Source organism: Pseudomonas sp. Os17, assembly GCF_001547895.1.
Classification (GTDB): Bacteria; Pseudomonadota; Gammaproteobacteria; order Pseudomonadales; family Pseudomonadaceae; genus Aquipseudomonas.
Map to the genome: position 1 here is coordinate 6005398 of NZ_AP014627.1, position 25491 is coordinate 6030888.

The window sequence follows — 25491 nt, forward strand, 5'->3', positions numbered from 1 at the left end:
GGAACCCGCCGTCGATGATTGGCAACCCGGAACACGCTCGCCTCCTGCGCCTGGCCACCCGCGCCTCGGTCACCGTCGCAGGCATCCTGATTGTGACCAAGGCGATCGCCTGGTGGCTCAGCGGCTCGGTGAGCATGCTGGCGGGCCTGACCGACTCGGTGCTCGACGGCTTCACCTCGCTGCTCAATCTGTTGGCGGTGCATTACGCCCTGCGCCCGGCCGATGACGATCATCGCTACGGCCACGGCAAGGCCGAGTCGCTGGCGGGCATGGCCCAGGCGCTGTTCATCGCCGGCAGTGCGGTGCTGATTGCCTTTCAGGCGTTCGAGCGCCTGCAGCACCCGGAGCCGGTGGGCGCGCCCTGGCTGAGCATCGGGGTGATCGGGCTGTCACTGGTGCTGACCGTGGCGCTGCTGATCCTGCAACATCGAGTGATCCGCGAAACCGGCTCCAATGCGGTACGGGCCGACTCGCTGCACTACCGCTCCGACCTGCTGCTCAATGGCAGCATCCTCCTGGCCCTGGTGCTGGCGGCCTTCGGCTGGCATCAGGTGGACGCCTGGTTCGGCCTGGGGATCGCCGCCTACATTCTCTGGAGCGCGATCCACATCGCCCGGGAAAGCTTCTCGGTGCTGATGGATGAGGAGCTGCCCCCCGATGTCAGCCAGCACATGCTGGAACTGGCCTGCAGTGTGCCCGGGGTGCTGGGCGCCCATGACCTGCGCACGCGGATTTCCGGCAGCCACTGGTTCGTCCAACTGCACCTGGAATTGCCTGGCGACCTGAGCCTGTCGGTGGCCCACGCCATCAGCGATCAGGCCGCCGAGGCGATCCACCAGGCCTATCCACGGGCTGAAGTGCTGGTACACGCCGATCCGCAGGAAGTGGTCGAGGCCGCCAAAGCTCAGTAAGTGACCTGATACCCCCGCGAACTCAGGCAGTTGCCCTGGGCCTGACGGTAGGCCTGCACCACCTCCGGAGCGGGCTGATAGGTCGCGCCGGCCGGATCGAAACCGCTCTGCTGCACCGCCCAGCGATAGCAATCGTAGCGATCCTGATCGATCTGCTGCGGCGACTGGCCGTTGACCGGGTAAGCCAGAACGTCATAGCCATTGCCAGCCGGCGGCTGATCCGGCGGCGGCACGCCCACGGGCGGTTCGACCACGACGTACTGCTGGGTGTCCGCTTCGTAGCTGTAGTAGGCCCCGGCGGCGAGAAAGAACAGCGCGCTGCCGATCCAGATTTCCCGCGCGTAATCGGGCAGGTATCCCACTCGAATGCCATAGGGTGGATGCACCACCACATAGCGGGAACCCTGCGGGCGATACCAGTAGCCACCCGAGAAGAAGTAGTCCTGGCCGCGATACGGCACGCGGTAGTTGCGCTCGGGGAAACGGTCGATCACGTAGCCCGGGCGGTACTGCGGCCCTGGTCCCCAACCGTTGCCATGCCCATCGGGACGCCCCGGCCAGCGATGATCATTGGGGCGGCCATAGTCCGGCCGTGAACCCGGCCCACCGGCCTGCCAGTGCTGGTTGTAGTCGTTGCGCCGGGGAATGTCCTGGTAGTAGCCACGCTGGGGCTCCTGGGTCTGGCGCACGGTGTCGGGCCGCCCCTGGATCGGCAGGCTGGGTGCTGCCTGCGGCTGTTGCTGCGGCGCCGGCGCAGGCCGGCTTTGCTGGTTGGGATCATGCGGGGGGCGGTTCTGCCACTGCCCGCCGGGGTTCAGTCCATTGTGTTCGAACTGACGGCTGTTCTCGCCACGGATGATTTCATTCTGTGGCCGCTGCTGCGGGGCGGGTTGCGCCCGTTCCGGCGGGCTCCCCGGACGGCCCTGATTGCCTTCCCCATGCCCTTCCGGGGCATGCTCATGCTGCCCGCCGGAAGGCGCTCCCTGCTGGGGCGGTCGTCTGTCGTCTCGCTCATCGGCGAGCACTTGCGCGCTGACGCTCACGCACAACACACCAACACCTGCCAAACGCCAGATGCGCGACTTCATGCTATTCCTCACTGCGGATTGGGGCCTGTAGATAAGACTGAAAAAGCCCAGGGCGGTTCTGCTAGAGATTATCAGTCACGAGACTTATTTCGCAGGCAATAAAAAAGGGCGGCCCGTCGGCCGCCCTTTGAGATTTTGTCCGTGCTCGACGCTTTTGACGCCGGCTCACCTCACTCCGTCTTCTGGACAGGGTGTAGCCCGGGGGCCGGCTCAACCCTGTGGGATTGGCGGCCGCGGCAGGCCTGATTCGGCGGGCCGCAGTGGACTCTATGTCCGGGCAGTGATTCTGGTGATAAGAATAGGCCTGGGCCGACGACAGAGGATTGCGAAGATTGCTTGCAAAAACACCTCTTGCGCAATTTTTAACCCGAGATAGATAATTCAACGCAATACTTATGAGAAAGGCCTGATTGATGAGCAAACTCGACCGCTATGACCTGAGTATTTTGGCCGAATTGCAACGCGACGCCCGCATCTCCAACCAGGAACTGGCCGAGCGCATCGGCCTGTCACCCTCGCCCTGTTCGCGCCGGGTCAAGCAGTTGGAGGACGACGGCTACATTTCCCGCCAGGTCGCCTTGCTGGACCGCAAGATGCTCGGCTTGAGCCTCACCGCCTACGTACTGATCGGCATGGACCGGCACACTCCCGAACGCTTCGAGAATTTCGAAGCGGCGATCCGCAGCCTGCCCCAGGTACTGGAATGCAGCCTGGTGACCGGGGTTGATGCCGACTACCAGCTCAAGGTCGTGGTACCGGACATGGACCACTACCAGAAGCTCCTGCTCGGTCACCTGACTCGTATCGACGGTGTCACCAGCGTGCGTTCCAGCTTTGTGCTCAATCAGGTACTCAACAGCACCGAGCTGCCCCTGACCCACCTGCGCAATTGACGGGCCACCTGTCGAAGCCGACTGGCGAGTGCAGGTACGCGGGCGCATTCGCCGGACTCCTGCAGCCGGGCCGGCCTGACGCTGTGGCGACATAACGCATGCAGATCAATGCTAGGCCGGCGAGCGTTGGCGTATACTCGCCCGGCATTTTTTCCCTGCCTGCATTGGAGATGATCGATGGACCCAGCCGTATTCGAAGAATGGATGATGACCGGTCTGGTCAGCCTCCTGATCATATTCATGGGCTTCATCGTCTGGGACCTGGCCAAGAAGTCCAAGGCCGGGCGCTTCGGCTCCTTTATCCTGTTCTTCGTGCTGGGCCTGGGCGTGGCCGCCTTCATCATCAAGAGCGTAGTGATCGGCCTGATCGAATCCGGCGCCTTATAAGCGCGCCGCAACTTCCTTCCACTGCCCCTGATCCAGGCCATCCAGGGTCCAGTCGCCAATCCTGACCCTTACCAGCCGCAAGGTCGGCAGGCCAACCGCTGCCGTCATGCGGCGTACCTGACGGTTGCGCCCTTCCCGAATCACCAGCTCCAGCCAACTGGTGGGCACACTCTTGCGAAAACGCACCGGCGGGTTGCGCGGCCACAGCTGCGGCTCCTCCAGTTGCCGGGCTTGGGCTGGCAGGGTCATGCCATCGTTGAGTTCCACCCCATCACGCAGCCGCTGCAACTGCTCGGCAGTGGGTTCGCCTTCGACCTGCACCCAGTAAGTCTTGGCCAGCTTGTGCTTGGGATCGGCAATGCGCGCCTGCAATTGCCCGTCATTGGTCAACAGCAGCAGCCCTTCGCTGTCCCGGTCCAGGCGTCCGGCCGGATAGACGCCGGGAATCGCGATGAAGTCCTTGAGCGTCGCCCGGCCTTCGCCATCACTGAACTGGGTCAGGACATCGAAAGGCTTGTTGAACAGGATCAGCTTCGGCTCGGCCGGCGGCGCCTTGGCCACGCGCTTGCTGGAAGAAGGAGAAAACGGCTTGGCGCCTGGGCGACGGGAAGCGGGACGAGGTGCACGGGACATGGCAGCGGGAACATTCAGCGATCAGGACCGACAATGCTAGTGACCTGATCGCCAAATGACCACGGATTAAACGCCTAGCGGAAAGGCGGTTCGTCGAAGCTGCGCAGTTTGCGCGAGTGCAGGGAGTTGAGCTCGCTGCGCATCAGGTCCACGGCTTCGATCCCAATCTTCAAGTGCTGGCTGACCGCCCGCTCATAGAAGGCATTGGCCGCACCGGGCAACTTGATCTCGCTGTGCAGGGGCTTGTCCGAAACACACAGCAAAGTGCCATAAGGCACCCGCAGGCGATAACCCTGAGCAGCAATGGTGCCACTCTCCATATCCACCGCCACCGCCCGGGACAGATTGATGAACGGACGTTCCTCGGCCCAGCGCAGCTCCCAGTTCCGATCGTCGTAGGTCAGCACGGTGCCGGTCCGCAGGCGCTTCTTCAACTGCTCGCCCTTCTCCCCGGTGACATTGGCTGCAGCCTGTTGCAGCGCCAGCTGGACTTCGGCCAGCGCCGGGATCGGGATGTTCGGCGGCACCACGCGGTCAAGAATGCCGTCGCGCCGCATGTAGGCGTGAGCCAGTACGTAGTCGCCGATCGTCTGCGACTGTCGCAGGCCGCCGCAGTGGCCGATCATCAGCCAGCAGTGGGGACGCAGCACCGCCAGGTGGTCGGTGATGTTCTTGGCATTGGACGGGCCGACGCCGATGTTCACCAGGGTCACGCCATGGCCATCGCTGGCCTGCAGGTGATAGGCCGGCATCTGGTAACGGTGCCAGACCACACCGGCGGCGATCGCCGAGGCCTCGCCGTGGTCCATGCCCTTGTCGATGATCACGTTGCCCGGCAGGACCATGCGTACGAAACGCGGATCGCTGCGCAGTTGCTCCAGGCCATGGACGATGAACTGGTCGACATAACGGTGGTAGTTGGTCAGCAGGATCCACGGCTGCACATGGCGCCAGTCGCTACCGGTGTAGTGCACCAGGCGCCGCAGGGAGAAATCCACCCGCGCGGCATCGAACAGTGCCAGGGGCAGCGGGTGGGTGTTTTCCCAGTCGTAGAGGCCGTCGGCGATACCGTCGGTGGCGGCGGACAGGTCGGTGCTGGGGAATACCCGGGCCAGGGCCGCTGCGGTCACGCCGGAACCGGCCAGTTCGTCGCCCTGCTCCACCACGTAGGGATAAGGAATGTTCTGCTCGCTGACACCCACTTCAACCGTGACGGTGAAGTCGTGCATCAACGGCACCAGTTGTTCGAGCAGGTAGTTACGGAAGGCGGCGGGATGAGTGACGGTGACGCTGTAAGTGCCCGGCAGTTGCACCTTGGCATAGGCCCGGGTGGTCTGTGGGACTTCGCCGTGGCAGTGGTAGGTCAAGCGCAGTTCGGGGTAGCGAAACAGCGCACGCTGCTCGGCATCCGGTTCGACCCGATCCTTGAGGTAACGCTTGAGCGCCTGGCTCAGGGCCGTGGTGGCCCGCTCATGCAAAGCAGCAAGCCGATCCACGGCTTGCTCGGCGGTTTGAACGACAATAAAAGCTTCGGTCACGGTAAGCATCCTGTGTTCTGATCTTGCAGGCGTTCATCTTGCCTGCAACACCGCCCCACGGGAACAGCGGAGTTACAGGAGCCGGCTTGCCGGCTCCTGCAGCGGGTCAGAAGCCTTGGGGAGTGGAGCGGGCGAGGATCGCGGCCACATCCAGCCCGCGGGGCAGCGTGCCATAGACCCGCCCGCCCTGGCCGCCCAGGCGGCTGGCGATAAAGGCCTCGCTGATCAGGTCGTTGCCCGCCTCCAGCAACAACTTGGCCTGCAGGCACAGAGCAATGTCCTCGGTCAGTTGCCGAGCGCGATACTGAATGTCGGCGGTGTCCTTGAAGCTGTCCTTGAGTGCGACGATATGCGCCGCCAGACGCTGGTCGCCATGCCCGTCCCCCAGCTCGGCAAACAGGGCATCCAGCACGCCCGGCTCTTTCGAGAGAGCCCGCAGCACATCCAGGCACTGCACGTTGCCGGAACCTTCCCAGGTCGAGTTCACCGGCGCTTCGCGGTACAGCCGCGGCAGGATGCTGTCCTCGACATAACCGGCACCGCCCATGCACTCGGCGGCCTCGTTGATCATGGCCGGGGCCCGTTTGCAGATCCAGTACTTGCCCACCGCCGTCACCAATCGGGAGAACTTGGCCTCCCGGGCATCGTCCTGATGGTCCAGGGCCCGCCCCATGCGCAGGCTCAAGGCCAGGGCCGCTTCGCTTTCCAGGGCCAGGTCGGCCAGTACGTTCTGCATCAGCGGCTGCTCACTGAGCAGGTGTCCGCCCACGCGGCGATGGGCACAATGATGGCTGGCCTGGGTCAGGGCCTGGCGCATCAGCGAACTGGAACCGACCATGCAATCGAAGCGGGTCATGGCCACCATCTCGATGATGGTGGGCACCCCGCGCCCCTCCTCACCGATCATCCAGGCCAGAGCGCCGCGAAACTCCACTTCACTGGAGGCGTTGGACTGGTTGCCGAGCTTGTTCTTCAGACGCTGGATATAGAACTGATTGCGGCTGTCATCCGGGCGATGACGGGGCAGGAGGAAACAGGTCAGGCCCTTGTCGGTCTGGGCCAGGGTCAGGAAGGCATCGCACATCGGCGCCGAACAGAACCACTTGTGCCCCACGAGCTCATAGGCCTGCCCCGGCCCGGGGGCCCCCACCGGGTAGGCCCGGGTGGTGTTGGCCCGGACATCGGTCCCGCCCTGCTTCTCGGTCATGGCCATGCCGATGGTGAGCCCGGCCTTGTGCTGCATGCCGACGTTGCGCGGGTCGTACTCGGTGGCGAGGATCTTCGGCAGCCATAGCCGGGCAATATCCGGCTGCAGCTTCAGGGCCGGCACGCAGGCGAACGTCATGGTCAGCGGGCAGCCGCTGCCGGCTTCGGCCTGACTGTGCAGATAGGTCATGGCGGCACGCGCCACATGGGCTCCTGCTTGCGGGTGGGTCCAGGGCAGTGAGGTCAGTCCGCCCTCGATGGCCGCCTGCATCAGTTGGTGGTAAGCCGGGTGAAACTCCACCAGATCGATTCGATGACCGAAGCGGTCGTGACTGGCAAACACAGGCTTGTTCTGATTGGCCAGGAACCCCGCCTCCATCAATGGCCCCCCCGCCAATGCACCGTAGGCATCGACCCGGGATTCGGCCCAACCGGCATCGAAACGCTGCATCCATTGCTGCAACGGCAGATCGATCCGATAGAGGTTGACGCCGTCCAGAGCGGGCGGCTGGTTGGTGACTTCGTGGGTTTCAGCGAACTGGTGGAGGTTCATTGCCGGGCTCCTTCAGGGTGTGCCAAGGCCCCAAGTTAAGCACCGGCCCCACCCTGAACAAAGTGGCATACCCGCCTAAATGTCGGCGCTTTCGCCCTGCTCCACAGCGAGCACACGCTTGGACAGCAGCAGCTGCAAGGCCTCGAATTTCACCGGTTTGCCGAGACAATCGGCTCCCGCTGTGGCCGCGCCCCCTTCGGTGCCGGGAACACAGGCCAACAGGATAGGCAACTGGGCATAGCCGGGCATCGCCTGAGCCTGGAGGCGAAACGCCCCTAACTGCGCCGCGCTGATCTGGCCATCGATCAGCACCGCGCTGACCGGCTCGCGCCCCAACAGTTGCAGGGCATCGGTTGGGCTGCCGACCGTGCGGACCCGATAACCGAGCTTGAGCAACATGCCCCGCAGCACCAGTTGGTCGACGTCATTGTCATCGATCAACAGCACGGTGCAGTCCTGGGGTGTCCGCCGCTGATGGGCGGCGGGCAGCCGGGCAATCGGCTCCTGCACCTCAAACTCCACCTGCAAACGGAAGCAACTGCCCTGCCCTGGCGTGGATTCGTGGGTCAATTGCCCATCCAGCAGTTCCACCAACTGGCGGCAGATCGCCAGGCCGATGCCCAATCCGCCATATTCGCGGGTCATGGAACCATCGAGCTGGAAGAAGCGCTGATACAGCATAGCCTCGTCCAGATTGACGAAACCTATGCCGCTGTCGATCACCTCGAAACTCAAGCTGACCCTTTCGACCGAGACGGCACGGGTCACCACCCGCAAGACCACGCCGCCGGAATGCGTGAACTTGACGGCGTTATCCAGCAGGCACTCCAGGCAATGGCTGAGCTTGCAGCGATCCCCCTGCAGGCGATCGGGCAATCCCGCACTCAGATCGACCTGAAACGACAGGGACTTGGCCGCCGCACTGGCCGCGTACTGGGTTTGCAACGCGGTCAGCAGCGAACGCAAGCTGAAGGGCTGGCGCTGGGCGCTGAGCTTGCCGGCCTGCAGTTCGGTCAGCGTGAGGATGCCGTTGACCATGCGCATCATGTCTCGCGCCGAACCGGCGGCGGTCTGCTGGTACTGCGCAAGCTCCGGGTCCAGTTCCAGGGTCTGCATCAATTCCAGTGAACCGATGACACCGTTCATCGGCGTGCGCAGTTCATGGGTCAGGGTGGCCAGGAATTCATCCTTGAGCCGGTTGCTGTGGGCCAGTTGCTGGTTCAGCACCTCAAGCTTCTGCCCCGCCTCCAGCAGAGTCTGAGCCTGCTGCTCGCGCATCGCGTTGATCCGGTCGGCCAGGGCCAGGGACAGCAACGCCACCTCGATCGCCGAGCCGATCTGGCTGGCGTACATGGTCAGGAACACGTTGGGCAGGTAACCCAGCACCATCAAGGTATTGATCACCCCACCGAACAGGAAAGCCGACCAGGCGATGATGAAATAGCGCGCCACCCGCAACCCGCGCCACCAGGCGACGATTCCCGCGACATAGATCACTACGGTGAACAGCAGCGCCAGGGTGGTAGCCAGGCGTAGGGCCAGGGCGTAACTGGTCATCAGCGACAGGGCCATGACCAGCGCACCAAAGCCCATCAGCGCCATCAATATGCGGTCAACCCAGGGACTGTGGCCGGCAGTCTGCAGGAAGCTGCGGGCGAACTGGCTGCCGAACAGCCCGGCCGAACCGATGAAGAAGGGCGTCGCGGCGTTGGCCCACCAAGGGCTGTTGGGCCAGAAGTACTCCACCGCAGCGCCGTTGACCGACAACTGATAGAGGCCGAAGGAGGCGATATAGAAGATGTAATAGAGGTAACTGGTGTCGCGCACGCTGAGGTAGATGAACAGGTTGTACACCAGCATGCCCAGCAACACGCCGTAGATCAGGCCCAGTACGTAGAGACGCACGGGTTGGGCCTCAAGGTAGGCAGTATTGGACCACAGGCTCACCGGCGCCTGGATCGAGCCCTCGCTGGCCAGCCGCAGATAGATCGTCTTGTGCTCATGGGGAGCGAAATTCAGGTTGAACAGGTAATTGTTCTGGCGGATCTGCCGACTGTCGAAGGGCAAGGCATCGCCGGTCCGCTCCGCCAGGCGATAGCCCCCGCTTTCGTCGGGGAGGTACAGATCCAGGTGATCCAGGGGCGGATAGGCCAGCTCCAGCAACCAGTTGCGCTGCGCCGTGGGGTTGCCGGGGCGGTAATCGAGGTCGATCTTCAGCCAGAACGCCGAACGTGAATAACCGGCATTGAGGGTGTCTTTATCGTGGGGCTTGAAGCGCTCGGCCAGTGGCCCCGAGCTGACGTCGGCAATGGTCGCTTCACCCCCCGTGTCTTCAAGGACCTGCATCACTCGGCCCAAAGGAAGGCGCTGGGTGAACTCGTCGAACTCGGCGGCACCCACCAACATCGGCAAGCTCAACAGCAACAGCAGCAAATAGCGCATTAAAGACCCAGCGTGGCTTGTCCGGTGATGTCAGGAAGTCCCCCCATTTCCCTTGAGCAGACGTATAACCGGCATGACCTGTTATTGGTTTGAATGCACTCTAGCATAGCCGCTGATGGCCAATGAACACCATTGTAAATTTTAGTCTAAAGGCTCTAGATCAAGCCTTTCAGCGCAATACCGCGAGCTAGAGCTGTTGCATCGGTCAAGACGTTCGCGCCCAGCGCGGCGACATTTTCCAGCAGACGCCAGGCGCCGCGAAAAAAAGCGATTGGTGGTAAGCTCGCCGCCCATGAATATCTACAGCTCTCGCCCCGTTGTCCTCTGTCTCTCCGGCCACGACCCCAGTGGTGGCGCCGGCTTGCAGGCAGATATCGAAGCCCTGCTGGCTCAGGGTTGTCACGCAGCTCCGGCTGTCACCGCCCTGACCGTGCAAGACACGGTCAATGTCAGCGATTTCCGCGTTCTGGATCGCGAGTGGGTACTGGCCCAGGCCAATGCCGTGCTCAACGACTCCACGGTCGCCGCGGTCAAGCTGGGCATGCTCGGCTCCCTGGAGATGGTCGACACCGTGGTCGAACTGCTCCAGGCGCACCCGCATCTGCCGCTGGTCTGCGATCCGGTGCTGCGCGCCGGCGGCGGTGGCCGGCTGGGCAAGGATGAAGTCGGCTACGCCATGCGCGAACGCCTGCTGCCCCTGGCCACCATTGCCACCCCCAACCTTCCTGAAGCTCGAATTCTTGCGGAACTGCCCGAAGGCAGCGCCGACCAATGCGCCGAAAAACTCCTGCCGTTCGTCAAGCACCTGCTGATCACCGGCGGCCATGGCGATGAACACGAAGTGCATAATCGCCTGTACAGCCGTGACGGCCTGCGCGAAACCTACACCTGCCAGCGTTTACCGGGCAGCTATCACGGCTCCGGCTGCACCCTGGCCAGCGCCCTGGCCGGACGCCTGGCACAAGGCGAGCACCTGGCCAGCGCCGTGAAATCGGCCCTTGATTACACTTGGCGCACCCTGCGCGACGCCGAACAACTGGGTCGCGGCCAATTCGTCCCACGTCGCTTGCCGTTGGATTTCTGCTCGTAATGTCATGAGGCCCGCTCGATGAAACTACGTGGTCTGTACGCCATCACCGACAGCCAGCTGTTGGCCGGCAAGTTTCTGCAGTACGTGGAGGCGGCGCTCGAAGGCGGCGTCACCCTGTTGCAGTATCGCGACAAAAGCGACGATCAGGCCCGCCGCCTGCGGGAAGCCGAAACCCTGCTGACCCTGTGCGAGCGCTACAAGACCCGTTTGATCATCAACGATGACGCCGAACTGGCCGCGCGCATTGGTGCCGGCGTGCACCTGGGCCAGACCGACGGCCCACTGACGCCGGCCCGGGCCCTGCTGGGTCGCCAGGCGATCATCGGCTCCACCTGTCACGACCAATTGTCGCTGGCCGAGCAAGCCGCGCAGGAAGGCGCCAGTTATGTCGCCTTCGGCCGCTTTTTCAACTCCACCACCAAACCCGGCGCGCCCACGGCCAGCCTGGAGTTGCTGGATCAGGCCCGGGCCAGCCTGCACCTGCCGATCTGCGTGATCGGCGGCATCACCCTGGATAACGCAGCGCCGCTGGTACACCACGGCGCCGACCTGCTGGCAGTGGTCCACGGCCTGTTCGGTGCCGATAGCGCCGACGAAGTGACCCGTCGCGCCCGCGCCTTCAACGCCCTATTCAACAGCTGACTTTTTGAGAGCCCGCTCATGTCCCGTTCCGAAACTCTGTTCGCCAACGCCCAGAAACACATCCCCGGTGGCGTCAACTCGCCCGTTCGCGCCTTCAAGAGCGTGGGCGGCACCCCGCTGTTCTTCAAGCACGCAGAAGGCGCCTACGTCACCGACGAAGACGACAAGCGCTATGTCGACTATGTCGGTTCCTGGGGCCCGATGATCCTCGGCCACAGTCATCCGGACGTACTGGATGCGGTGCGCAAGCAGCTGGAACACGGCCTGTCCTACGGCGCACCGACCGCCATGGAAACCGAAATGGCCGATCTGGTGTGCTCCATCGTGCCGTCCATGGAAATGGTGCGCATGGTCAGCTCCGGCACCGAAGCCACCATGAGCGCCATTCGCCTGGCCCGGGGCTTTACCGGCCGCGACAGCATCATCAAGTTCGAAGGTTGCTACCACGGCCACTCCGACAGCCTGCTGGTCAAGGCCGGTTCCGGCGCCCTGACCCAGGGCGTGCCAAGCTCCGCCGGGGTGCCTGCGGCCTTCGCCAAACACACCCTGACCTTGCCGTTCAATGACATTGCCGCCGTGGAAAAGATGCTCGCCGAAGTCGGCCAGGAAGTGGCCTGCATCATCGTCGAGCCGGTGGCTGGCAACATGAACTGCGTACCGCCGGCACCGGGCTTCCTCGAAGGCCTGCGCAGCCTCTGCGACCAGCACGGCGTGGTGCTGATTTTCGACGAAGTGATGACTGGCTTCCGCGTCGCCCTCGGTGGCGCCCAGGCCTACTACGGCGTGACACCGGACCTGTCGACCTTCGGCAAGATCATCGGCGGTGGCATGCCGGTGGGCTGCTTCGGCGGCAAACGCAAGATCATGGAGCACATCGCGCCCCTGGGCCCGGTCTACCAGGCCGGCACCCTGTCCGGTAACCCGCTGGCCATGGCCGCCGGCCTCACCACCCTGCGCCTGATCAGTCGCCCGGGCTTCCACGCCGAACTGAGCGACTACACCAGCCGCCTGCTCGAAGGTTTGCAACAACGCGCGGACGCCGCGGGCATTCCGTTCGTCACCACCCAGGCCGGCGGCATGTTTGGCCTGTACTTCAGCGGCGCCGATGACATCGTCACCTTCGATGACGTGATGGCCAGCGACGCCAACCTGTTCAAGCGCTTCTTCCACCTGATGCTGGAAGGCGGCGTGTACCTGGCGCCGAGTGCCTTCGAGGCCGGTTTCACCTCGATCGCCCACGGCGAAGCCGAGTTGCAACTGACCCTGGATGCCGCCGAACGCGCATTCGCCGCCTTGAAATAAGCACAGGCGGGCTGGCGTGGTAATCAACCGCGCCAGCGGAGGCTTTACTCGGACTTTTCCCCGCCAAGGGGACAAATGCCCAGCAAGGCGACGGATATCGCGGCCACGCAGCAGAAAAACGAGTAAAGACTTTGTAAGGTTGGCCCCGCTTATTTCATAATGCGCGCTTATTGGACCCCTCGCTGGGTCCGCGCGCCCCTCAGAGGTAAGTCGATTCCCATGAACCGCACCGGCCGCGCCCTGACACTGGGCTGCCTGTTGCTCCTTCAGCCCCTGCTCGCGCACGCACAAGCAGGCGGCAACTCGTTGTTGATCCCAGCGATGGGTCGCTGCACCCTCGATCCCCAGGCACAGGAACAGGCCGAGGCGCTAGCCGCGTGCCAGAAAGCCGCCGACGAAGGCGACGCCGAGGCGCAATACGAGTTGGGTGAGTTCTACTACGAAGGCAAAGGCGCGCCGCGGGACCTCAATCAAGCCCTGAGCTATTTCGAAAAAGCCTCCTTGCAAGGCCACGCTCAGGCGCAATTCAAACTCGGCACCATGTTCTTCCACGGTGAGGGCGTGCCGGCCAACAATGTCCAGGCCTATATCGTGCTGAAGATGGCGGCGGTCAATGGCGCCGAAGACGCTCTGGACACCGCCGACGAAGTCGCCGAGCACATGCAGCGCGACGAGCTGGAAGTCGCGACCCAGGTGCTGGGACAGATTTTCCGCAAATACTTGATGGAATTGCAAAGCGCCGATGGGCGCTCGCCTTTTTCGCCATTGCCGTAAAAGCCTCCATGCCCTTCGCTGGCAAGCCAGCGCCTACAGACACGAACCGGACCCTTGCGAAGAAGTGGCCAGCCAGGCTTATTTTTCGGGCATCGGCATCGGGAACGGCATGACGTTGCTCACGCCACGGGCTTCGCTGATTTTCGGCGTGCCCAGGCGCTCCACTTCGTCGATGCGCACGATCGAATGCATCGGCACAAAGCTGCGCACCACGCCTTCGAATTGCGCCTTGAGCTTCTCTTCGCTCGGATCGACGACCACTTGCGTGCGCTCGCCAAAGACGAACTCTTCCACTTCCAGGAAGCCCCACAGATCGCTCTGGTAGATCTGCTTGGCGTACATCTCGAACACCTGGCCCTGGTTGAGGAAAATCACCTTGTAGATTGGGGCTTCACGTTTGGTCATGGTGGGCGGGCAACACATCGGGGGATAAAAATAGGGCGCGAACTATAGCATAGCTACCCGATGCACAACGCTAGGAACCTGTGGGCATGGACCCTATAATGCGCGGTTCTTTGAATCACGTGAGACTGAGGTCCATGGCCAAGAAGCTTTACATCGAAACCCACGGTTGCCAGATGAACGAGTACGACAGCTCGCGCATGGTGGACCTCCTGGGTGAACATCAGGCCCTGGAAGTCACCGCACGTGCCGAAGACGCGGATGTCATCCTGCTCAATACCTGCTCCATTCGTGAGCGCGCCCAGGATCGGGTGTACTCCCAGCTGGGTCGCTGGCGCGAGCTGAAACTGGCCAATCCGGACATGGTGATTGCCGTCGGCGGCTGCGTGGCCAGTCAGGAAGGCGCGGCCATTCGCGATCGCGCGCCCTATGTGGACGTGGTCTTCGGTCCGCAGACCCTGCACCGCCTGCCGGAAATGATCGATGCCGCGCGCATCAGCAAGCTGCCGCAAGTGGACGTCTCGTTTCCGGAAATCGAAAAATTCGACCACCTGCCCGAGCCGCGCATCGACGGCCCCAGTGCCTATGTCTCGGTCATGGAAGGCTGCAGCAAGTACTGCACCTTCTGCGTCGTGCCCTACACCCGGGGCGAAGAGGTCAGCCGGCCGTTTGACGACGTGATTGCCGAAATCATCCACCTGGCGGAAAACGGCGTGCGCGAAGTCACCCTCCTGGGCCAGAACGTCAATGGCTACCGGGGCCAGACCCACGACGGACGCCTGGCCGACCTGGCCGAGCTGATCCGCGTAGTTGCCGCGGTGGACGGCATCGAGCGGATTCGCTACACCACTTCGCACCCTTTGGAGTTCTCCGACAGCCTGATCCAGGCCCACGCCGAAGTGCCGGAGCTGGTCAAGCACCTGCACCTGCCCGTGCAATCGGGCTCGGATCGGATTCTGGCGGCGATGAAGCGCAATCACACGGCCCTGGAGTACAAGTCCAAACTGCGCAAGCTGCGAGCGGCGGTACCGGGAATCTGCATCAGCTCGGACTTTATCGTCGGCTTTCCTGGCGAGACGGAAAAAGACTTCCAGCAGACCATGAAGTTGATCGAAGACGTCGGTTTCGACTTCTCCTACTCCTTCGTCTACAGCCAGCGCCCGGGTACTCCGGCCGCCGACCTGGCCGACGACACGCCGGAAGCACTGAAGAAGGAACGCCTGAACGCGCTGCAACACCGCCTGAACCAGCAAGGGTTTGAAATCAGCCGACAAATGGTCGGGTCGACCCAGCGCATCCTGGTGAGCGACTACTCCAAGAAAGATCCGGGCGAATTGCAGGGCCGCACCGAGAACAACCGGATCGTCAACTTCCGTTGCGACGATCCCACACTGATCGGCCAATTCGCCGACGTGCATATCGACTCGGCGCAGCCCCACTCGCTGCGCGGCTCGCTGTTATCGTAAGAACTGGCTTGTGTAGGCACCGGCTTGCCGGCGAAGGGGCCTTCAGGACCGCCTTCGCCGGCAAGCCGGCTCCTACGAAGAAAGCATCACCGGTCCACGCTCCGCATAAGAGCTTTCGCACCCAGGCCGCTGGCGTTATCCTTGAATTCATCTTAATTGCCGTTGGGCGGCTAAAAAACGACCTTGAACGCACCCATAGAACCTCATCGTTTCATCCTCGAGCCCTTCGAGGCTCGCCGCTTCGCCAATCTGTGCGGGCAATTCGACGAGCATTTGCGCTTGATCGAACAGCGCCTGACGATCCAGATCCGCAATCGCGGCAATCAGTTCGAACTGATCGGCGAACCCAAGCACACCACCTCCGCGGAAAATCTTCTGCGCCGTCTCTACCGGGAAACCAAGGGAACCGAGCTGTCGCCGGACCTGGTGCACCTGTTCCTTCAGGAGTCCGCTGTGGAAGAGCTGGATAACCCCTCGGTGGCTGACGCCGCCATCGCCCTGCGTACCAAGAAAGGCATGATTCGCCCACGCGGCTTGAATCAGCAGCGCTACGTCAAGGAGATCCTGGGAAACGACATCAACTTCGGCATCGGTCCGGCCGGCACCGGCAAGACCTACCTGGCCGTCGCTTGCGCGGTGGACGCCTTGGAGCGCGAGCAGGTGCGACGCATCCTGCTGGTGCGTCCGGCGGTGGAAGCCGGCGAGAAGCTCGGTTTCCTGCCCGGTGATCTGGCGCAAAAGATCGACCCTTACCTGCGCCCGCTGTATGACGCGCTGTATGAAATGCTCGGCTTCGAACAAGTGGCCAAGCTGATCGAGCGCCAGGTCATCGAGATCGCGCCCCTGGCCTACATGCGTGGCCGAACCCTGAACAACAGCTTCATCATCCTCGACGAAAGCCAGAACACCACCGTGGAACAAATGAAGATGTTCCTCACCCGGATCGGCTTCGGCTCCACCGCGGTGATCACCGGCGATATCACGCAGGTCGACCTGCCCAAGGGCACCAAGTCCGGCCTGGCCCAGGTGATCAACGTGCTCAAGGATGTGCCCGGGATCAGCTTCACCCACTTCATGCCCAAGGACGTGGTGCGCCACCCGCTGGTGCAACGCATCGTCGAAGCCTACGAGCGCTTCGAGTTGCGGGCCGACGACGAGACCGCCAAGGCTTCCGCCGACAGAGGCCAGCGCCACGATGCTTGAGCTTGATCTGCAGCGCGCCAGCCAGCAGCCGGCCCCCAGCGACGAACAGTTCCGCCAGTGGTGCGAACTGGCCCTGCGCCAGCGAACCGCCGACTCGGAAATGACCATCCGTCTGGTGGACGAAGCCGAAGGCCGCGAGCTGAACCACACCTGGCGTCACAAAGATTACGCCACCAATGTGCTGTCATTCCCTGCCGACGTGCCGGATGAGCTGCTGGATATCCCCTTGCTGGGGGATCTGGTGATCTGCGTTCCAGTGGTCGAACGCGAGGCCGCCGAACAAGGCAAGGAACTTCAGGCCCACTGGGCCCATCTGGTGATTCACGGCTGCTTGCATCTGTTGGGTTACGACCATATAGATGATGACGAAGCCGAAGAAATGGAAGCACTGGAACGAACGTTGCTTGCAGAACTGGGTCATCCCGACCCCTATGCAGACGACGAAAGCTGATCAACAACCCCCTGTAACAACCAAGGATTCAGAGCAATCGCTATGAGCGAAGATCGATCGAGCAACGGGCAAAAGTCATGGCTGGGCAAACTGACCCAGGCTTTTGCCCATGAGCCGAAAAACCGCCAGGAGCTGCTGGAGCTGCTGCGCGAAGCCCATCAGAACAAATTGCTGGACAGCGAAGCGCTGGCCATCGTCGAAGGCGCCATCCAGGTGGCTGACCTGCAAGTCCGGGACATCATGGTGCCGCGCTCGCAGATGATCAGCATCAAGGCGACCCAGACACCCCGGGAGTTCCTGCCCGCCGTCATCGACTCCGCGCACTCGCGCTACCCGGTGATCGGCGAAAGCCATGACGACGTGATGGGCGTCCTGCTGGCCAAGGACCTGCTGCCGCTGATCCTCAAGGAGAACGGCGACAGCTTCAATATCAAGGACCTGCTGCGCCCGGCGACCTTCGTCCCGGAGTCCAAGCGCCTGAACGTGCTGCTGCGCGAGTTCCGCGCCAATCACAACCACATGGCCATCGTCATCGACGAGTACGGCGGCGTGGCCGGCCTGGTGACCATCGAAGACGTGCTGGAACAGATCGTCGGCGACATCGAAGACGAGCATGACGTCGAGGAAGACAGCTACATCAAGCCCCTGCCCAGCGGCGACTTCCTGATCAAGGCGCTGACGCCGATCGAGAACTTCAACGAGTTCTTCGACAGCACCTTCTCCGATGACGAGTTCGATACCGTCGGCGGACTGGTCATGAGCGCCTTCGGCCACTTGCCAAAACGCAACGAAATCACTGAAATCGGCGCCTATCGCTTCCGCGTGCTCAATGCCGACAGCCGGCGGATTCATCTGCTGCGCCTGACTCCCGTCTCCCGCTAGGGGCCAGGGGCATCAGCTCTCCTGCACAACGAAACGTCGCCCCGAAACCGGAACCCCGGGCTCGGGGCGACGGCTCTCGGGGACAGGCCGCTGAGCCGCACGGCGCGATGCCCACCTGAATCCAACCCACCCATCTCCTCGCGCCCTGCCCGGTGCGAAACAGGAAAGAGCTGATGAAACGCCTCTTGCAGCGCTCAACCCGACCCGGCTGGCCCGGCAACCTGCTGGCCGTGGCAGCCGGCGCCATCACCACCCTGGCGCTGGCGCCCTACAACATCTGGCCCCTGGCTTTGCTGGCGGTAGGGTTGTTCTATGCCGGCCTGCGAGAACTGACGCCACGCCAGGCCCTGGGCCGGGGCTGGTGCTTCGGCTTCGGCCTGTTCGGCGCCGGCACCAGCTGGATCTACGTCAGCATCCACACCTACGGCGGCGCATCGGCCTTGCTCGCCGGCCTGCTGATGCTGGCTTTCATCGCCGCCATTGCCTGGTTCTTTGCCCTGCCCGCCTGGCTCTGGGCCCGCTGGTTGCGGCGCAATGAAGCACCGCTGGCGGATGCTCTGGCGTTTGCTGCCCTGTGGCTAGGCCAGGAGGCGTTTCGCGGCTGGTTCCTCACCGGTTTCCCCTGGCTTTACTCCGGCTACAGCCAGCTCGACGGCCCCCTGGCCGGGCTCGCGCCAGTGGGCGGAATCTGGCTGATCTCCTTCTCCCTAGCCCTGACCGCCGCGCTGCTCTACAACCTGCCGCGCCTGATCAAGGCCGGGCGCAAAGGGTTCATTGTCGCCGGCCTGCTACTGCTGGCAGCTCCCTGGGTGATCGGCCTGGCGCTCAAAGGCCATGCCTGGACCAGCCCGTCGGGAGACCCCATGTCGGTAGCGGCCATCCAGGGCAACATCGAACAAAGCATGAAATGGGACCCCGCCCAGCTCAATGCCCAACTGGCCCTGTACCGCGACATGAGTTTCAGCAGCAAGCGGGTGGACCTGCTGGTCTGGCCGGAAACCGCGGTTCCGGTGCTCAAGGAATCCGCCGAAGGCTACCTAACGATGATGGGCAACTTTGCCGCCGACCGTCATTCCGCACTGATTACCGGGGTTCCGGTGCGCCAGCTGGTGCACCATGAAAAACGCTACTTCAACGGCATTACCGTGACCGGCGAAGGCGACGGCACCTACCTGAAACAAAAACTGGTGCCCTTTGGCGAGTACGTTCCCCTGCAGGAAGTCCTGCGCGGCCTGATCGACTTCTTCAACCTGCCGATGTCGGACTTTGCCCGTGGCCCGGCGGACCAGCCGTTGCTGCAGGCCAAGGGCTATCAGATTGCCCCCTTCATCTGCTACGAAGTGGTCTATCCCGAGTTCGCCGCCGGTCTTTCGGCCCGCAGCGACCTGCTGCTGACCATCAGCAACGACACCTGGTTCGGCACCTCCATCGGCCCCCTGCAGCATCTGCAGATGGCACAGATGCGCGCCCTGGAGGCAGGACGCTGGATGATCCGCGCCACCAACAACGGCGTCACCGGGCTGATCGACCCGTTCGGCAAGATCACCGTGCAGATTCCACAGTTCGAGCGCGGCATCCTGTATGGCGAAGTGGTGCCCATGCACAATCTGACGCCTTATCTGAAGTGGCGCTCGTGGCCGCTGGTGGTGCTCTGCACCCTACTGTTCGGCTGGGCCCTGTTGGCCAGTCGCATTGCCAAGACCGTTTGAAGCCCATCCCCGGCCAGCCGGCTCCTGCGGGAGCTGGCGCGCCACTCAGCGATAGAAGACTCGGTAACCGAGTTGTCCCACCGCCTCGTTAAGCAGCTGGCCGCTCTGCCAGATCGACTTGAACTCCGGCATCCAGCCGCCCAGCGGACGGGCGTTGTCCACCCCGAGAAAGCCCACCGGGGCCGGTACCACGTCAAACCCCGCATGCTCGAAACTCCAGACGGCGCGAGGCATGTGCCAGGCCTGGGTCACCACCACCACGCGCCTGATACCCAAGGGTTGCAAGACTTCGGCGCTGAATTGCGCGTTCTCCCAGGTGGTGCGACTGCGACCTTCCTGCCAGCGCACCGTCACGCCAAAGTCATTGAGCAAGGACTCGGCCATCAGCGCCGCTTCGGTGGGCGGCGTGCCGTAATGCAAGCCACCACTGGTCAGCAACGGCAACCCGGATGCCTTGGCCAAACGCGCAGCGTAGCGCTCACGCTCCAGCCCCACGCCGGTGGGCTGATCAGAACCCCAGGCCGGATCGCCGCGCTCGCGGCCTGAGCCCAGGACCACAATCGCATCCGCCTGCTGGGCCAGGCTCGCCCACTCCCCCTGAGGCAAAGGAGGCAACTGCTCCAACCCGCGCGCGCCCCACTCCACCATCACCGGCAAGCTCATCAGCCAGAAACCGCCCAAACCCAGAACAAAGCAGCATCGCGCCAGCCGCGGACGGGAGTGACGCAGGCACCAGGCAAACAGGAGCAGCAGCAAAAGAATGCCGGGGGGCAACAACAACTGCTTGATGAAATAACGAAAAGGCATCGGGCATCTCCAAAAGATGCCCGAAGCCTAAAGGTCAAAGCCCTGCTGCAACAACCAGTGCCGAGTACTTTTGCTCATGAACGCCTCGGCAACGACCTCATGGGCCCCAAACGCAGTCCGGAGACTACTTGCACTGATGCGATCGGACTTTCACCGATTCCTTGACGGGCGCCTGATCCTTCAACCAAATGATCTTGGCTGAACGGGGCATTTCCTGCTGCCGATCACCCGGCATGCTGATCTGCATTTCACGCTGGCTACGAGCCAGATAGGCCCGGATCAATTCGAACTCAGCACTGCTCAAGCCCCGCAGCTCCAACTCGACAGGCCGCTCATCACGCAGTCGATCCGCAGTCTTCAGTGCATCCAGGGCCAGAGCCAGTCGATTCAGCAGCCTTTCATACACCTCTGGTTCTGTTACTTTTCGCTGCGATTCAAGCATCCGTTCACCTCATCGAAGAATAAGACTCACTCCCCTTTTTGAGCTTAGTCGGACGACCGAAAGCGTCGCGCCGCTGCGACCAACGGCCCGGCCGAGCAATCAAGGTTTCCCTCGGCAGAGTGCGGTCATGTATGCTACGGCGCTTCCTGTAACTCCACTTCCAGCTCCATCGGGCACTGAAAATCGCCGTATTTGGCGTCATCGCTCCCCGTGGTTGCATTGAAGAGGATTAGGCCACCCCTATTCAGTACAAAAGTAGCCATGCACGAACACTATCAGCCCCGTGAAATCGAAGCCGCCGCCCAGTCGTTCTGGGACGAGCAAAAGTCCTTTGAAGTCAGTGAACAGCCAGGCAAGGAAACCTACTATTGCCTATCGATGTTCCCTTACCCCAGCGGCAAGCTACACATGGGGCACGTGCGCAACTACACCATCGGCGACGTGATCTCCCGCTACCAGCGCATGCAAGGCAAGAACGTCCTGCAACCCATGGGTTGGGATGCCTTCGGCATGCCGGCGGAAAACGCCGCGATGAAGAACAACGTGGCTCCCGCCAAGTGGACCTACGAAAACATCGCCTACATGAAGACCCAGCTGCGCAGCCTGGGCCTGGCGGTGGACTGGTCCCGCGAGGTCACTACCTGCAAGCCGGACTACTACCGCTGGGAACAGTGGCTGTTCACCCGCCTGTTCGAAAAAGGCGTGATCTATCGCAAGAACGGCACCGTGAACTGGGACCCGGTCGACCAGACCGTCCTGGCCAACGAGCAAGTGATCGACGGCCGCGGCTGGCGTTCCGGCGCGCTGATCGAGAAGCGCGAAATCCCGATGTACTACTTCAAGATCACCGCCTATGCCGATGAGCTGCTGGAGAGTCTCGACGAACTGACGGGCTGGCCCGAGCAGGTCAAGACCATGCAACGCAACTGGATCGGCAAGTCCCGCGGCATGGAAGTGCAGTTCCCCTACGATCAGGCATCGATCGGCGAAACCGGCACCCTGAAGGTGTTCACCACCCGTCCGGATACCCTGATGGGCGCGACCTATGTCGCCGTCGCCGCCGAGCACCCGCTGGCAACCCTGGCCGCACGCAACAACCCCGAGTTGCAGGCGTTCATCGCCGAATGCAAAGGCGGCAGCGTCGCCGAAGCGGACATGGCGACCCAGGAGAAAAAAGGCCTGGCCACCTCGCTGTTCGTCGAACACCCGCTGACCGGCGAAAAGCTCCCGGTGTGGGTGGCCAACTACGTGCTGATGCACTACGGCGATGGCGCGGTCATGGCTGTCCCGGCTCACGACGAGCGCGATTTCGAATTCGCCAGCAAGTACAACCTGCCGATCAAGGCCGTGGTACGCACCAGCGCCGGCGATGAAACCCCTGCGCCATGGCAGGACGCTTACGGCGAGCACGGCGAACTGATCAACTCCGGCGAATTCGACGGCCTGGATTTCCCTGGCGCGTTCGACGCTATCGAAGCGGCCCTGCTGAAGAAAAACCTCGGTCAATCACGCACCCAGTTCCGCCTGCGGGACTGGGGCATCAGCCGCCAGCGCTACTGGGGCTGCCCGATCCCGATCATCCATTGCGACAGCTGCGGCGACGTTCCGGTCCCGGAAAACCAGCTGCCGGTGGTGCTGCCGGAAGACGTGGTACCCGATGGTGCCGGTTCGCCTTTGGCCCGCATGCCCGAGTTCTACGAGTGCAACTGCCCGAAATGCGGCCAGCCTGCCAAGCGTGAAACCGACACCATGGACACCTTCGTCGAGTCCTCGTGGTACTACGCGCGCTACGCCTCGCCACACTATGAAGGCGGCCTGGTGGACCCGGCGGCGGCCAACCACTGGTTGCCGGTGGATCAGTACATCGGCGGCATCGAACACGCCATCCTGCACCTGCTTTACGCACGTTTCTTCCACAAATTGATGCGTGACGAAGGCCTGGTGAGCTCCAACGAGCCGTTCAAGAACCTGCTGACCCAGGGCATGGTGATTGCCGAAACCTACTATCGCCGTGAGGCCAATGGCGCCTACACCTGGTACAACCCGGCGGACGTTGAGCTGGAGCGCGACAGCAAGGCCAAGATCATCGGGGCCAAACTGATCAGCGACGGCCTGCCGGTGGAAATCGGCGGCACCGAGAAGATGGCCAAGTCGAAGAACAATGGCGTTGATCCGCAATCGATGATCGAGCAATACGGTGCCGATACCTGCCGCCTGTTCATGATGTTCGCGTCGCCGCCCGAGCTGAGCCTGGAATGGTCCGACTCGGGTGTCGAAGGTGCGCACCGCTTCCTCAAGCGCGTCTGGCGCCTGGCCCAGGCCCATGTCAGCCAAGGGCTGCCGCAAGCACTGGATATCGCCACCCTGAGCGACGAACAGAAAGCCATTCGCCGCGCCATCCACCTGGCCATCAAGCAGGCCAGCCAGGATGTCGGCCAGCACCACAAATTCAACACCGCCATCGCCCAGGTGATGACCTTGATGAACGTCCTGGAAAAAGCCCCGCAAGGCAGCAACCAGGACCGCGCCCTGTTGCAGGAAGGCCTGCAGACCGTAGCCCTGCTGCTGGCTCCGATCACTCCGCATATCAGTCACGAACTGTGGAAACAGCTGGGTCAGGAAGGCGCCATCATCGATGCCGGCTGGCCGGTTCTGGACGAAAGCGCCCTGGTTCAAGACAGCCTGCAACTGGTCATCCAGGTCAACGGCAAATTGCGTGGCCAGATCGAAATGCCGGCCAGCGCCAGCCGTGAAGAAGTCGAAGCCGCGGCTCGCAGCAACGAGAACGTGCTGCGCTTCACCGAAGGCCTGACCATCCGCAAGGTCATCGTGGTGCCGGGCAAACTGGTCAATATCGTCGCCAGCTAATTGGATCAGGCGCCCGGTCCGGGATCGGGCGCCGAACAAAACCTCCAGGGCCACAAGGTGGCCCATATGGTTTCAAGGGGAGCAATACATGATCAAACGTAACCTGCTGGTGATGGGTCTGGCCGTGCTGCTGAGCGCCTGTGGCTTCCAGTTGCGCGGAACGGGAACCCATGAGCTGACCATCAAGGAACTCGACCTGAGCGCCCGGGATGCCTACGGCCCCACCGTGAAAATGCTCCAGCAACAACTGGAAAGCAGCGGTGTACGGGTCCATGCCGGCGCGCCTTACAAACTGGTGCTGCTGAACGAGGAAAACTCCCAGCGCACCCTCAGTTACACCGGCGGTGGCAGCTCGGCCGAATACGAGATCGGCACCACACTCAGGTACGAAATCCTGACGCACGACAACCTGCATCTGCTCGACGACAAGCTGGAAGTGCAGAAGGTCTTCGTGCATGACGGCAACAACATCACCGGCTCCGATCAGGAATCGTCTGAAACACGCAAGGAAATGCGCCGCGACCTGATCCAGCGCATGCTGATCCGTCTGCAGTTGCTGACCCCGGACCAGCTTGCTCAACTGCAAGCCACAGCCGAAGCCAAAGCCAAGGCCGAAGCCCAGGCGCTGGAAGCTGCACGCAAGGCTGAGGCGGAAACTCCGCAGCAGTCCCCCCTGGAACTGCCGAACCAGTAAGCCGTGTGGGGCGCTCACGCGCCCCATTGGCCCCCGCCTATGAAACTCGCACCCGCCCAACTCGGCAAACACCTGCAAGGTCCTCTCGCGCCGGTCTATGTGATCAGCGGCGATGATCCCCTGCTCTGCCAGGAAGCCGCCGACGCCATCCGCTCTGCCGTACGCCAGCAGGGATTCGACGAGCGCCAGGTATTCAGTGCCGATGCCAGCTTTGACTGGGGCAGCCTGCTGCAAGCCGGGGCCAGCATGTCGCTGTTTGCGGAAAAACGCCTGCTGGAACTGCGCCTGCCCTCGGGCAAGCCAGGAGACAAGGGCGCCGCAGCGCTGATCGAGTACTGTTCGCGTCCGGCCGAGGACACAGTGCTGCTGATCAGCCTGCCCAAGCTCGACGGCAGCGCACAGAAGACCAAGTGGGGCAAGGCCTTGGTGGAAGGTGCCCAGACCCAGTTCGTACAGATCTGGCCGGTGGACGCCAACCAGCTTCCACAGTGGATTCGTCAGCGACTGTCCCAAGCCGGGCTGTCCGCCAGCCAGGACGCGGTGGAGCTGATCGCCGCGCGGGTCGAGGGCAACCTGCTGGCCGCGGCCCAGGAAATCGAAAAACTCAAGCTGATGGCTGAAGGTGGACAGATCACCGTCGAAACGGTCCAGGCCGCAGTGGCCGACAGTGCGCGTTTCGATGTGTTCGGGCTAGTGGATGCCATTCTCAACGGTGAAGCCGCCCACGCCCTGCGCATGCTGGAAGGGTTGCGCGGTGAAGGCGTAGAACCTCCCGTGATTCTCTGGGCCCTGTCCCGAGAACTGCGGCTGTTGGCCAACCTGGCCCTGCAATTCAGCCAGGGCGTGCCATTGGACAAGGTGTTCAGTCAGGCCCGCCCTCCGGTCTGGGACAAACGCAAGCCGCTGATGAGCAAGGCGCTGCAACGTTACTCTGCACAGCGCTGGGGGCAGTTGCTGCTGGATGCCCAGCGCATCGATGCACAGATCAAGGGGCAGGCCAGCGGTTCGCCCTGGAGCAGCCTGAGCCGCCTGTCGCTGCTGATGGCCGGCCAACGCCTGGCCCTGCCGGCCGAGTAAGCACGCCGCTCATCTCACGACTGGCATCTTC

The 25491-nt window shown here is 62.8% G+C and carries 23 protein-coding genes; 15 read left to right on the forward strand and 8 right to left on the reverse strand.

Annotated elements, in window-relative coordinates; genetic code table 11:
- Window positions 1–14: 14 nt before the first annotated feature.
- Window positions 15–911 carry a cation diffusion facilitator family transporter gene (locus POS17_RS26555; protein WP_060841236.1) on the forward strand — a complete coding sequence of 299 codons (897 nt, stop codon included), beginning with the start codon at window positions 15–17 and terminating at the stop codon, window positions 909–911.
- Here the strand turns inward: POS17_RS26555 and POS17_RS26560 are convergent.
- Window positions 905–1999, reverse strand: a complete 1095-nt coding sequence (locus tag POS17_RS26560) for a DUF6515 family protein (protein WP_060841237.1) — start codon at window positions 1997–1999, stop codon at window positions 905–907. The genes POS17_RS26555 and POS17_RS26560 overlap by 7 nt on opposite strands.
- Window positions 2000–2412: 413 nt before the next feature.
- On the opposite strand from POS17_RS26560, the gene POS17_RS26565 reads away from it, so the two are divergent.
- Both POS17_RS26565 and POS17_RS26570 read left to right on the forward strand, forming a co-directional pair.
- Window positions 2413–2892: an Lrp/AsnC family transcriptional regulator gene (locus POS17_RS26565; RefSeq protein WP_016963825.1), complete on the forward strand. Its 480-nt coding sequence runs from the start codon at window positions 2413–2415 to the stop codon at window positions 2890–2892.
- 177 nt (window positions 2893–3069) lie between these two features.
- Entirely contained in the window at window positions 3070–3279 is a 210-nt protein-coding gene (locus tag POS17_RS26570; protein ID WP_060841238.1) for a DUF2788 domain-containing protein, read from the forward strand.
- Here the strand turns inward: POS17_RS26570 and POS17_RS26575 are convergent.
- From POS17_RS26575 to POS17_RS26590, 4 genes are all read right to left on the reverse strand, one after another.
- Window positions 3274–3840, reverse strand: coding sequence for an rRNA large subunit pseudouridine synthase E (locus tag POS17_RS26575; protein WP_162492861.1), 567 nt, complete (start codon window positions 3838–3840; stop codon window positions 3274–3276). The genes POS17_RS26570 and POS17_RS26575 overlap by 6 nt on opposite strands.
- 146 nt (window positions 3841–3986) lie before the next feature.
- Window positions 3987–5459 (reverse strand): AMP nucleosidase, encoded by a 1473-nt coding sequence (gene amn, locus POS17_RS26580; RefSeq protein ID WP_161799194.1) that lies wholly within the window; start codon window positions 5457–5459, stop codon window positions 3987–3989.
- Between the two features lie 97 nt (window positions 5460–5556).
- On the reverse strand, window positions 5557–7209 hold the full coding sequence (locus POS17_RS26585) for an acyl-CoA dehydrogenase family protein (protein WP_060841240.1): 1653 nt from the start codon (window positions 7207–7209) through the stop codon (window positions 5557–5559).
- 75 nt (window positions 7210–7284) lie between these two features.
- Window positions 7285–9651 carry a hybrid sensor histidine kinase/response regulator gene (locus POS17_RS26590; protein ID WP_060841241.1) on the reverse strand — a complete coding sequence of 789 codons (2367 nt, stop codon included), beginning with the start codon at window positions 9649–9651 and terminating at the stop codon, window positions 7285–7287.
- A gap of 292 nt (window positions 9652–9943) precedes the next feature.
- Between POS17_RS26590 and POS17_RS26595 the strand changes: the two genes are divergently transcribed.
- The 4 genes from POS17_RS26595 (at window position 9944) to POS17_RS26610 (ending at window position 13459) form a co-directional block, all read left to right on the forward strand.
- Complete coding sequence (locus tag POS17_RS26595) at window positions 9944–10741, forward strand: hydroxymethylpyrimidine/phosphomethylpyrimidine kinase (protein WP_042941299.1); 798 nt, start codon at window positions 9944–9946, stop codon at window positions 10739–10741.
- A gap of 18 nt (window positions 10742–10759) precedes the next feature.
- A complete protein-coding gene (gene thiE / locus POS17_RS26600) occupies window positions 10760–11383 on the forward strand; it encodes a thiamine phosphate synthase (protein ID WP_060841242.1) in 624 nt (207 codons plus the stop codon).
- Between the two features lie 18 nt (window positions 11384–11401).
- Window positions 11402–12685, forward strand: coding sequence for a glutamate-1-semialdehyde 2,1-aminomutase (gene hemL, locus POS17_RS26605; protein ID WP_060841243.1), 1284 nt, complete (start codon window positions 11402–11404; stop codon window positions 12683–12685).
- Between the two features lie 219 nt (window positions 12686–12904).
- Window positions 12905–13459: a tetratricopeptide repeat protein gene (locus POS17_RS26610; RefSeq protein ID WP_016965755.1), complete on the forward strand. Its 555-nt coding sequence runs from the start codon at window positions 12905–12907 to the stop codon at window positions 13457–13459.
- A 78-nt stretch (window positions 13460–13537) separates the two neighbouring features.
- Here POS17_RS26610 and POS17_RS26615 read toward each other — a convergent pair whose 3' ends face one another.
- Window positions 13538–13864 (reverse strand): DUF1820 family protein, encoded by a 327-nt coding sequence (locus tag POS17_RS26615; RefSeq protein WP_007927079.1) that lies wholly within the window; start codon window positions 13862–13864, stop codon window positions 13538–13540.
- A gap of 134 nt (window positions 13865–13998) precedes the next feature.
- Between POS17_RS26615 and miaB the strand changes: the two genes are divergently transcribed.
- The 5 genes from miaB to lnt all read left to right on the forward strand — a co-directional run bounded on the left by miaB (window position 13999) and on the right by lnt (window position 19572).
- Window positions 13999–15327, forward strand: coding sequence for a tRNA (N6-isopentenyl adenosine(37)-C2)-methylthiotransferase MiaB (gene miaB, locus POS17_RS26620; RefSeq protein WP_060841244.1), 1329 nt, complete (start codon window positions 13999–14001; stop codon window positions 15325–15327).
- 183 nt (window positions 15328–15510) lie between these two features.
- Window positions 15511–16530: a PhoH family protein gene (locus tag POS17_RS26625; RefSeq protein ID WP_060841245.1), complete on the forward strand. Its 1020-nt coding sequence runs from the start codon at window positions 15511–15513 to the stop codon at window positions 16528–16530.
- Complete coding sequence (gene ybeY, locus POS17_RS26630) at window positions 16523–16981, forward strand: rRNA maturation RNase YbeY (protein ID WP_060841246.1); 459 nt, start codon at window positions 16523–16525, stop codon at window positions 16979–16981. Before POS17_RS26625 ends, ybeY begins: the two co-directional genes overlap by 8 nt.
- A gap of 42 nt (window positions 16982–17023) precedes the next feature.
- Window positions 17024–17863 (forward strand): HlyC/CorC family transporter, encoded by an 840-nt coding sequence (locus tag POS17_RS26635; RefSeq protein ID WP_016965481.1) that lies wholly within the window; start codon window positions 17024–17026, stop codon window positions 17861–17863.
- Window positions 17864–18048: 185 nt separating this feature from the next.
- Window positions 18049–19572, forward strand: a complete 1524-nt coding sequence (gene lnt, locus POS17_RS26640) for an apolipoprotein N-acyltransferase (protein WP_060842017.1) — start codon at window positions 18049–18051, stop codon at window positions 19570–19572.
- Between the two features lie 45 nt (window positions 19573–19617).
- Here the strand turns inward: lnt and POS17_RS26645 are convergent, their stop codons facing one another.
- Together POS17_RS26645 and POS17_RS26650 are read right to left on the reverse strand one after the other, a co-directional pair.
- Window positions 19618–20379, reverse strand: coding sequence for a YdcF family protein (locus POS17_RS26645; RefSeq protein WP_060841247.1), 762 nt, complete (start codon window positions 20377–20379; stop codon window positions 19618–19620).
- A 124-nt stretch (window positions 20380–20503) separates the two neighbouring features.
- A complete protein-coding gene (locus tag POS17_RS26650; protein ID WP_060841248.1) occupies window positions 20504–20821 on the reverse strand; it encodes a hypothetical protein in 318 nt (105 codons plus the stop codon).
- 261 nt (window positions 20822–21082) lie between these two features.
- On the opposite strand from POS17_RS26650, the gene leuS reads away from it, so the two are divergent.
- The 3 genes from leuS to holA all read left to right on the forward strand — a co-directional run bounded on the left by leuS (window position 21083) and on the right by holA (window position 25460).
- Complete coding sequence (gene leuS / locus POS17_RS26655) at window positions 21083–23689, forward strand: leucine--tRNA ligase (protein ID WP_060841249.1); 2607 nt, start codon at window positions 21083–21085, stop codon at window positions 23687–23689.
- Between the two features lie 88 nt (window positions 23690–23777).
- Window positions 23778–24383, forward strand: a complete 606-nt coding sequence (locus POS17_RS26660; protein WP_060841250.1) for an LPS-assembly lipoprotein LptE — start codon at window positions 23778–23780, stop codon at window positions 24381–24383.
- Between the two features lie 39 nt (window positions 24384–24422).
- Window positions 24423–25460 (forward strand): DNA polymerase III subunit delta, encoded by a 1038-nt coding sequence (gene holA, locus POS17_RS26665; protein ID WP_060841251.1) that lies wholly within the window; start codon window positions 24423–24425, stop codon window positions 25458–25460.
- Window positions 25461–25491: the final 31 nt, after the last annotated feature.

Coding starts and splice junctions, on each gene's coding strand:
- POS17_RS26660 (WP_060841250.1), top strand. CDS start 23,778: ATGATCAAACGTAACCTGCTGGTGATGGGTCTGGCCGTGCTGCTGAGC.
- POS17_RS26615 (WP_007927079.1), bottom strand. CDS start 13,864: ATGACCAAACGTGAAGCCCCAATCTACAAGGTGATTTTCCTCAACCAG.
- POS17_RS26635 (WP_016965481.1), top strand. CDS start 17,024: ATGAGCGAAGATCGATCGAGCAACGGGCAAAAGTCATGGCTGGGCAAA.
- ybeY (WP_060841246.1), top strand. CDS start 16,523: ATGCTTGAGCTTGATCTGCAGCGCGCCAGCCAGCAGCCGGCCCCCAGC.
- POS17_RS26590 (WP_060841241.1), bottom strand. CDS start 9,651: ATGCGCTATTTGCTGCTGTTGCTGTTGAGCTTGCCGATGTTGGTGGGT.
- amn (WP_161799194.1), bottom strand. CDS start 5,459: ATGCTTACCGTGACCGAAGCTTTTATTGTCGTTCAAACCGCCGAGCAA.
- leuS (WP_060841249.1), top strand. CDS start 21,083: ATGCACGAACACTATCAGCCCCGTGAAATCGAAGCCGCCGCCCAGTCG.
- POS17_RS26565 (WP_016963825.1), top strand. CDS start 2,413: ATGAGCAAACTCGACCGCTATGACCTGAGTATTTTGGCCGAATTGCAA.
- hemL (WP_060841243.1), top strand. CDS start 11,402: ATGTCCCGTTCCGAAACTCTGTTCGCCAACGCCCAGAAACACATCCCC.
- POS17_RS26560 (WP_060841237.1), bottom strand. CDS start 1,999: ATGAAGTCGCGCATCTGGCGTTTGGCAGGTGTTGGTGTGTTGTGCGTG.
- POS17_RS26585 (WP_060841240.1), bottom strand. CDS start 7,209: ATGAACCTCCACCAGTTCGCTGAAACCCACGAAGTCACCAACCAGCCG.
- thiE (WP_060841242.1), top strand. CDS start 10,760: ATGAAACTACGTGGTCTGTACGCCATCACCGACAGCCAGCTGTTGGCC.
- miaB (WP_060841244.1), top strand. CDS start 13,999: ATGGCCAAGAAGCTTTACATCGAAACCCACGGTTGCCAGATGAACGAG.
- holA (WP_060841251.1), top strand. CDS start 24,423: ATGAAACTCGCACCCGCCCAACTCGGCAAACACCTGCAAGGTCCTCTC.
- POS17_RS26650 (WP_060841248.1), bottom strand. CDS start 20,821: ATGCTTGAATCGCAGCGAAAAGTAACAGAACCAGAGGTGTATGAAAGG.
- POS17_RS26570 (WP_060841238.1), top strand. CDS start 3,070: ATGGACCCAGCCGTATTCGAAGAATGGATGATGACCGGTCTGGTCAGC.
- POS17_RS26645 (WP_060841247.1), bottom strand. CDS start 20,379: ATGCCTTTTCGTTATTTCATCAAGCAGTTGTTGTTGCCCCCCGGCATT.
- POS17_RS26555 (WP_060841236.1), top strand. CDS start 15: ATGATTGGCAACCCGGAACACGCTCGCCTCCTGCGCCTGGCCACCCGC.
- POS17_RS26595 (WP_042941299.1), top strand. CDS start 9,944: ATGAATATCTACAGCTCTCGCCCCGTTGTCCTCTGTCTCTCCGGCCAC.
- POS17_RS26610 (WP_016965755.1), top strand. CDS start 12,905: ATGAACCGCACCGGCCGCGCCCTGACACTGGGCTGCCTGTTGCTCCTT.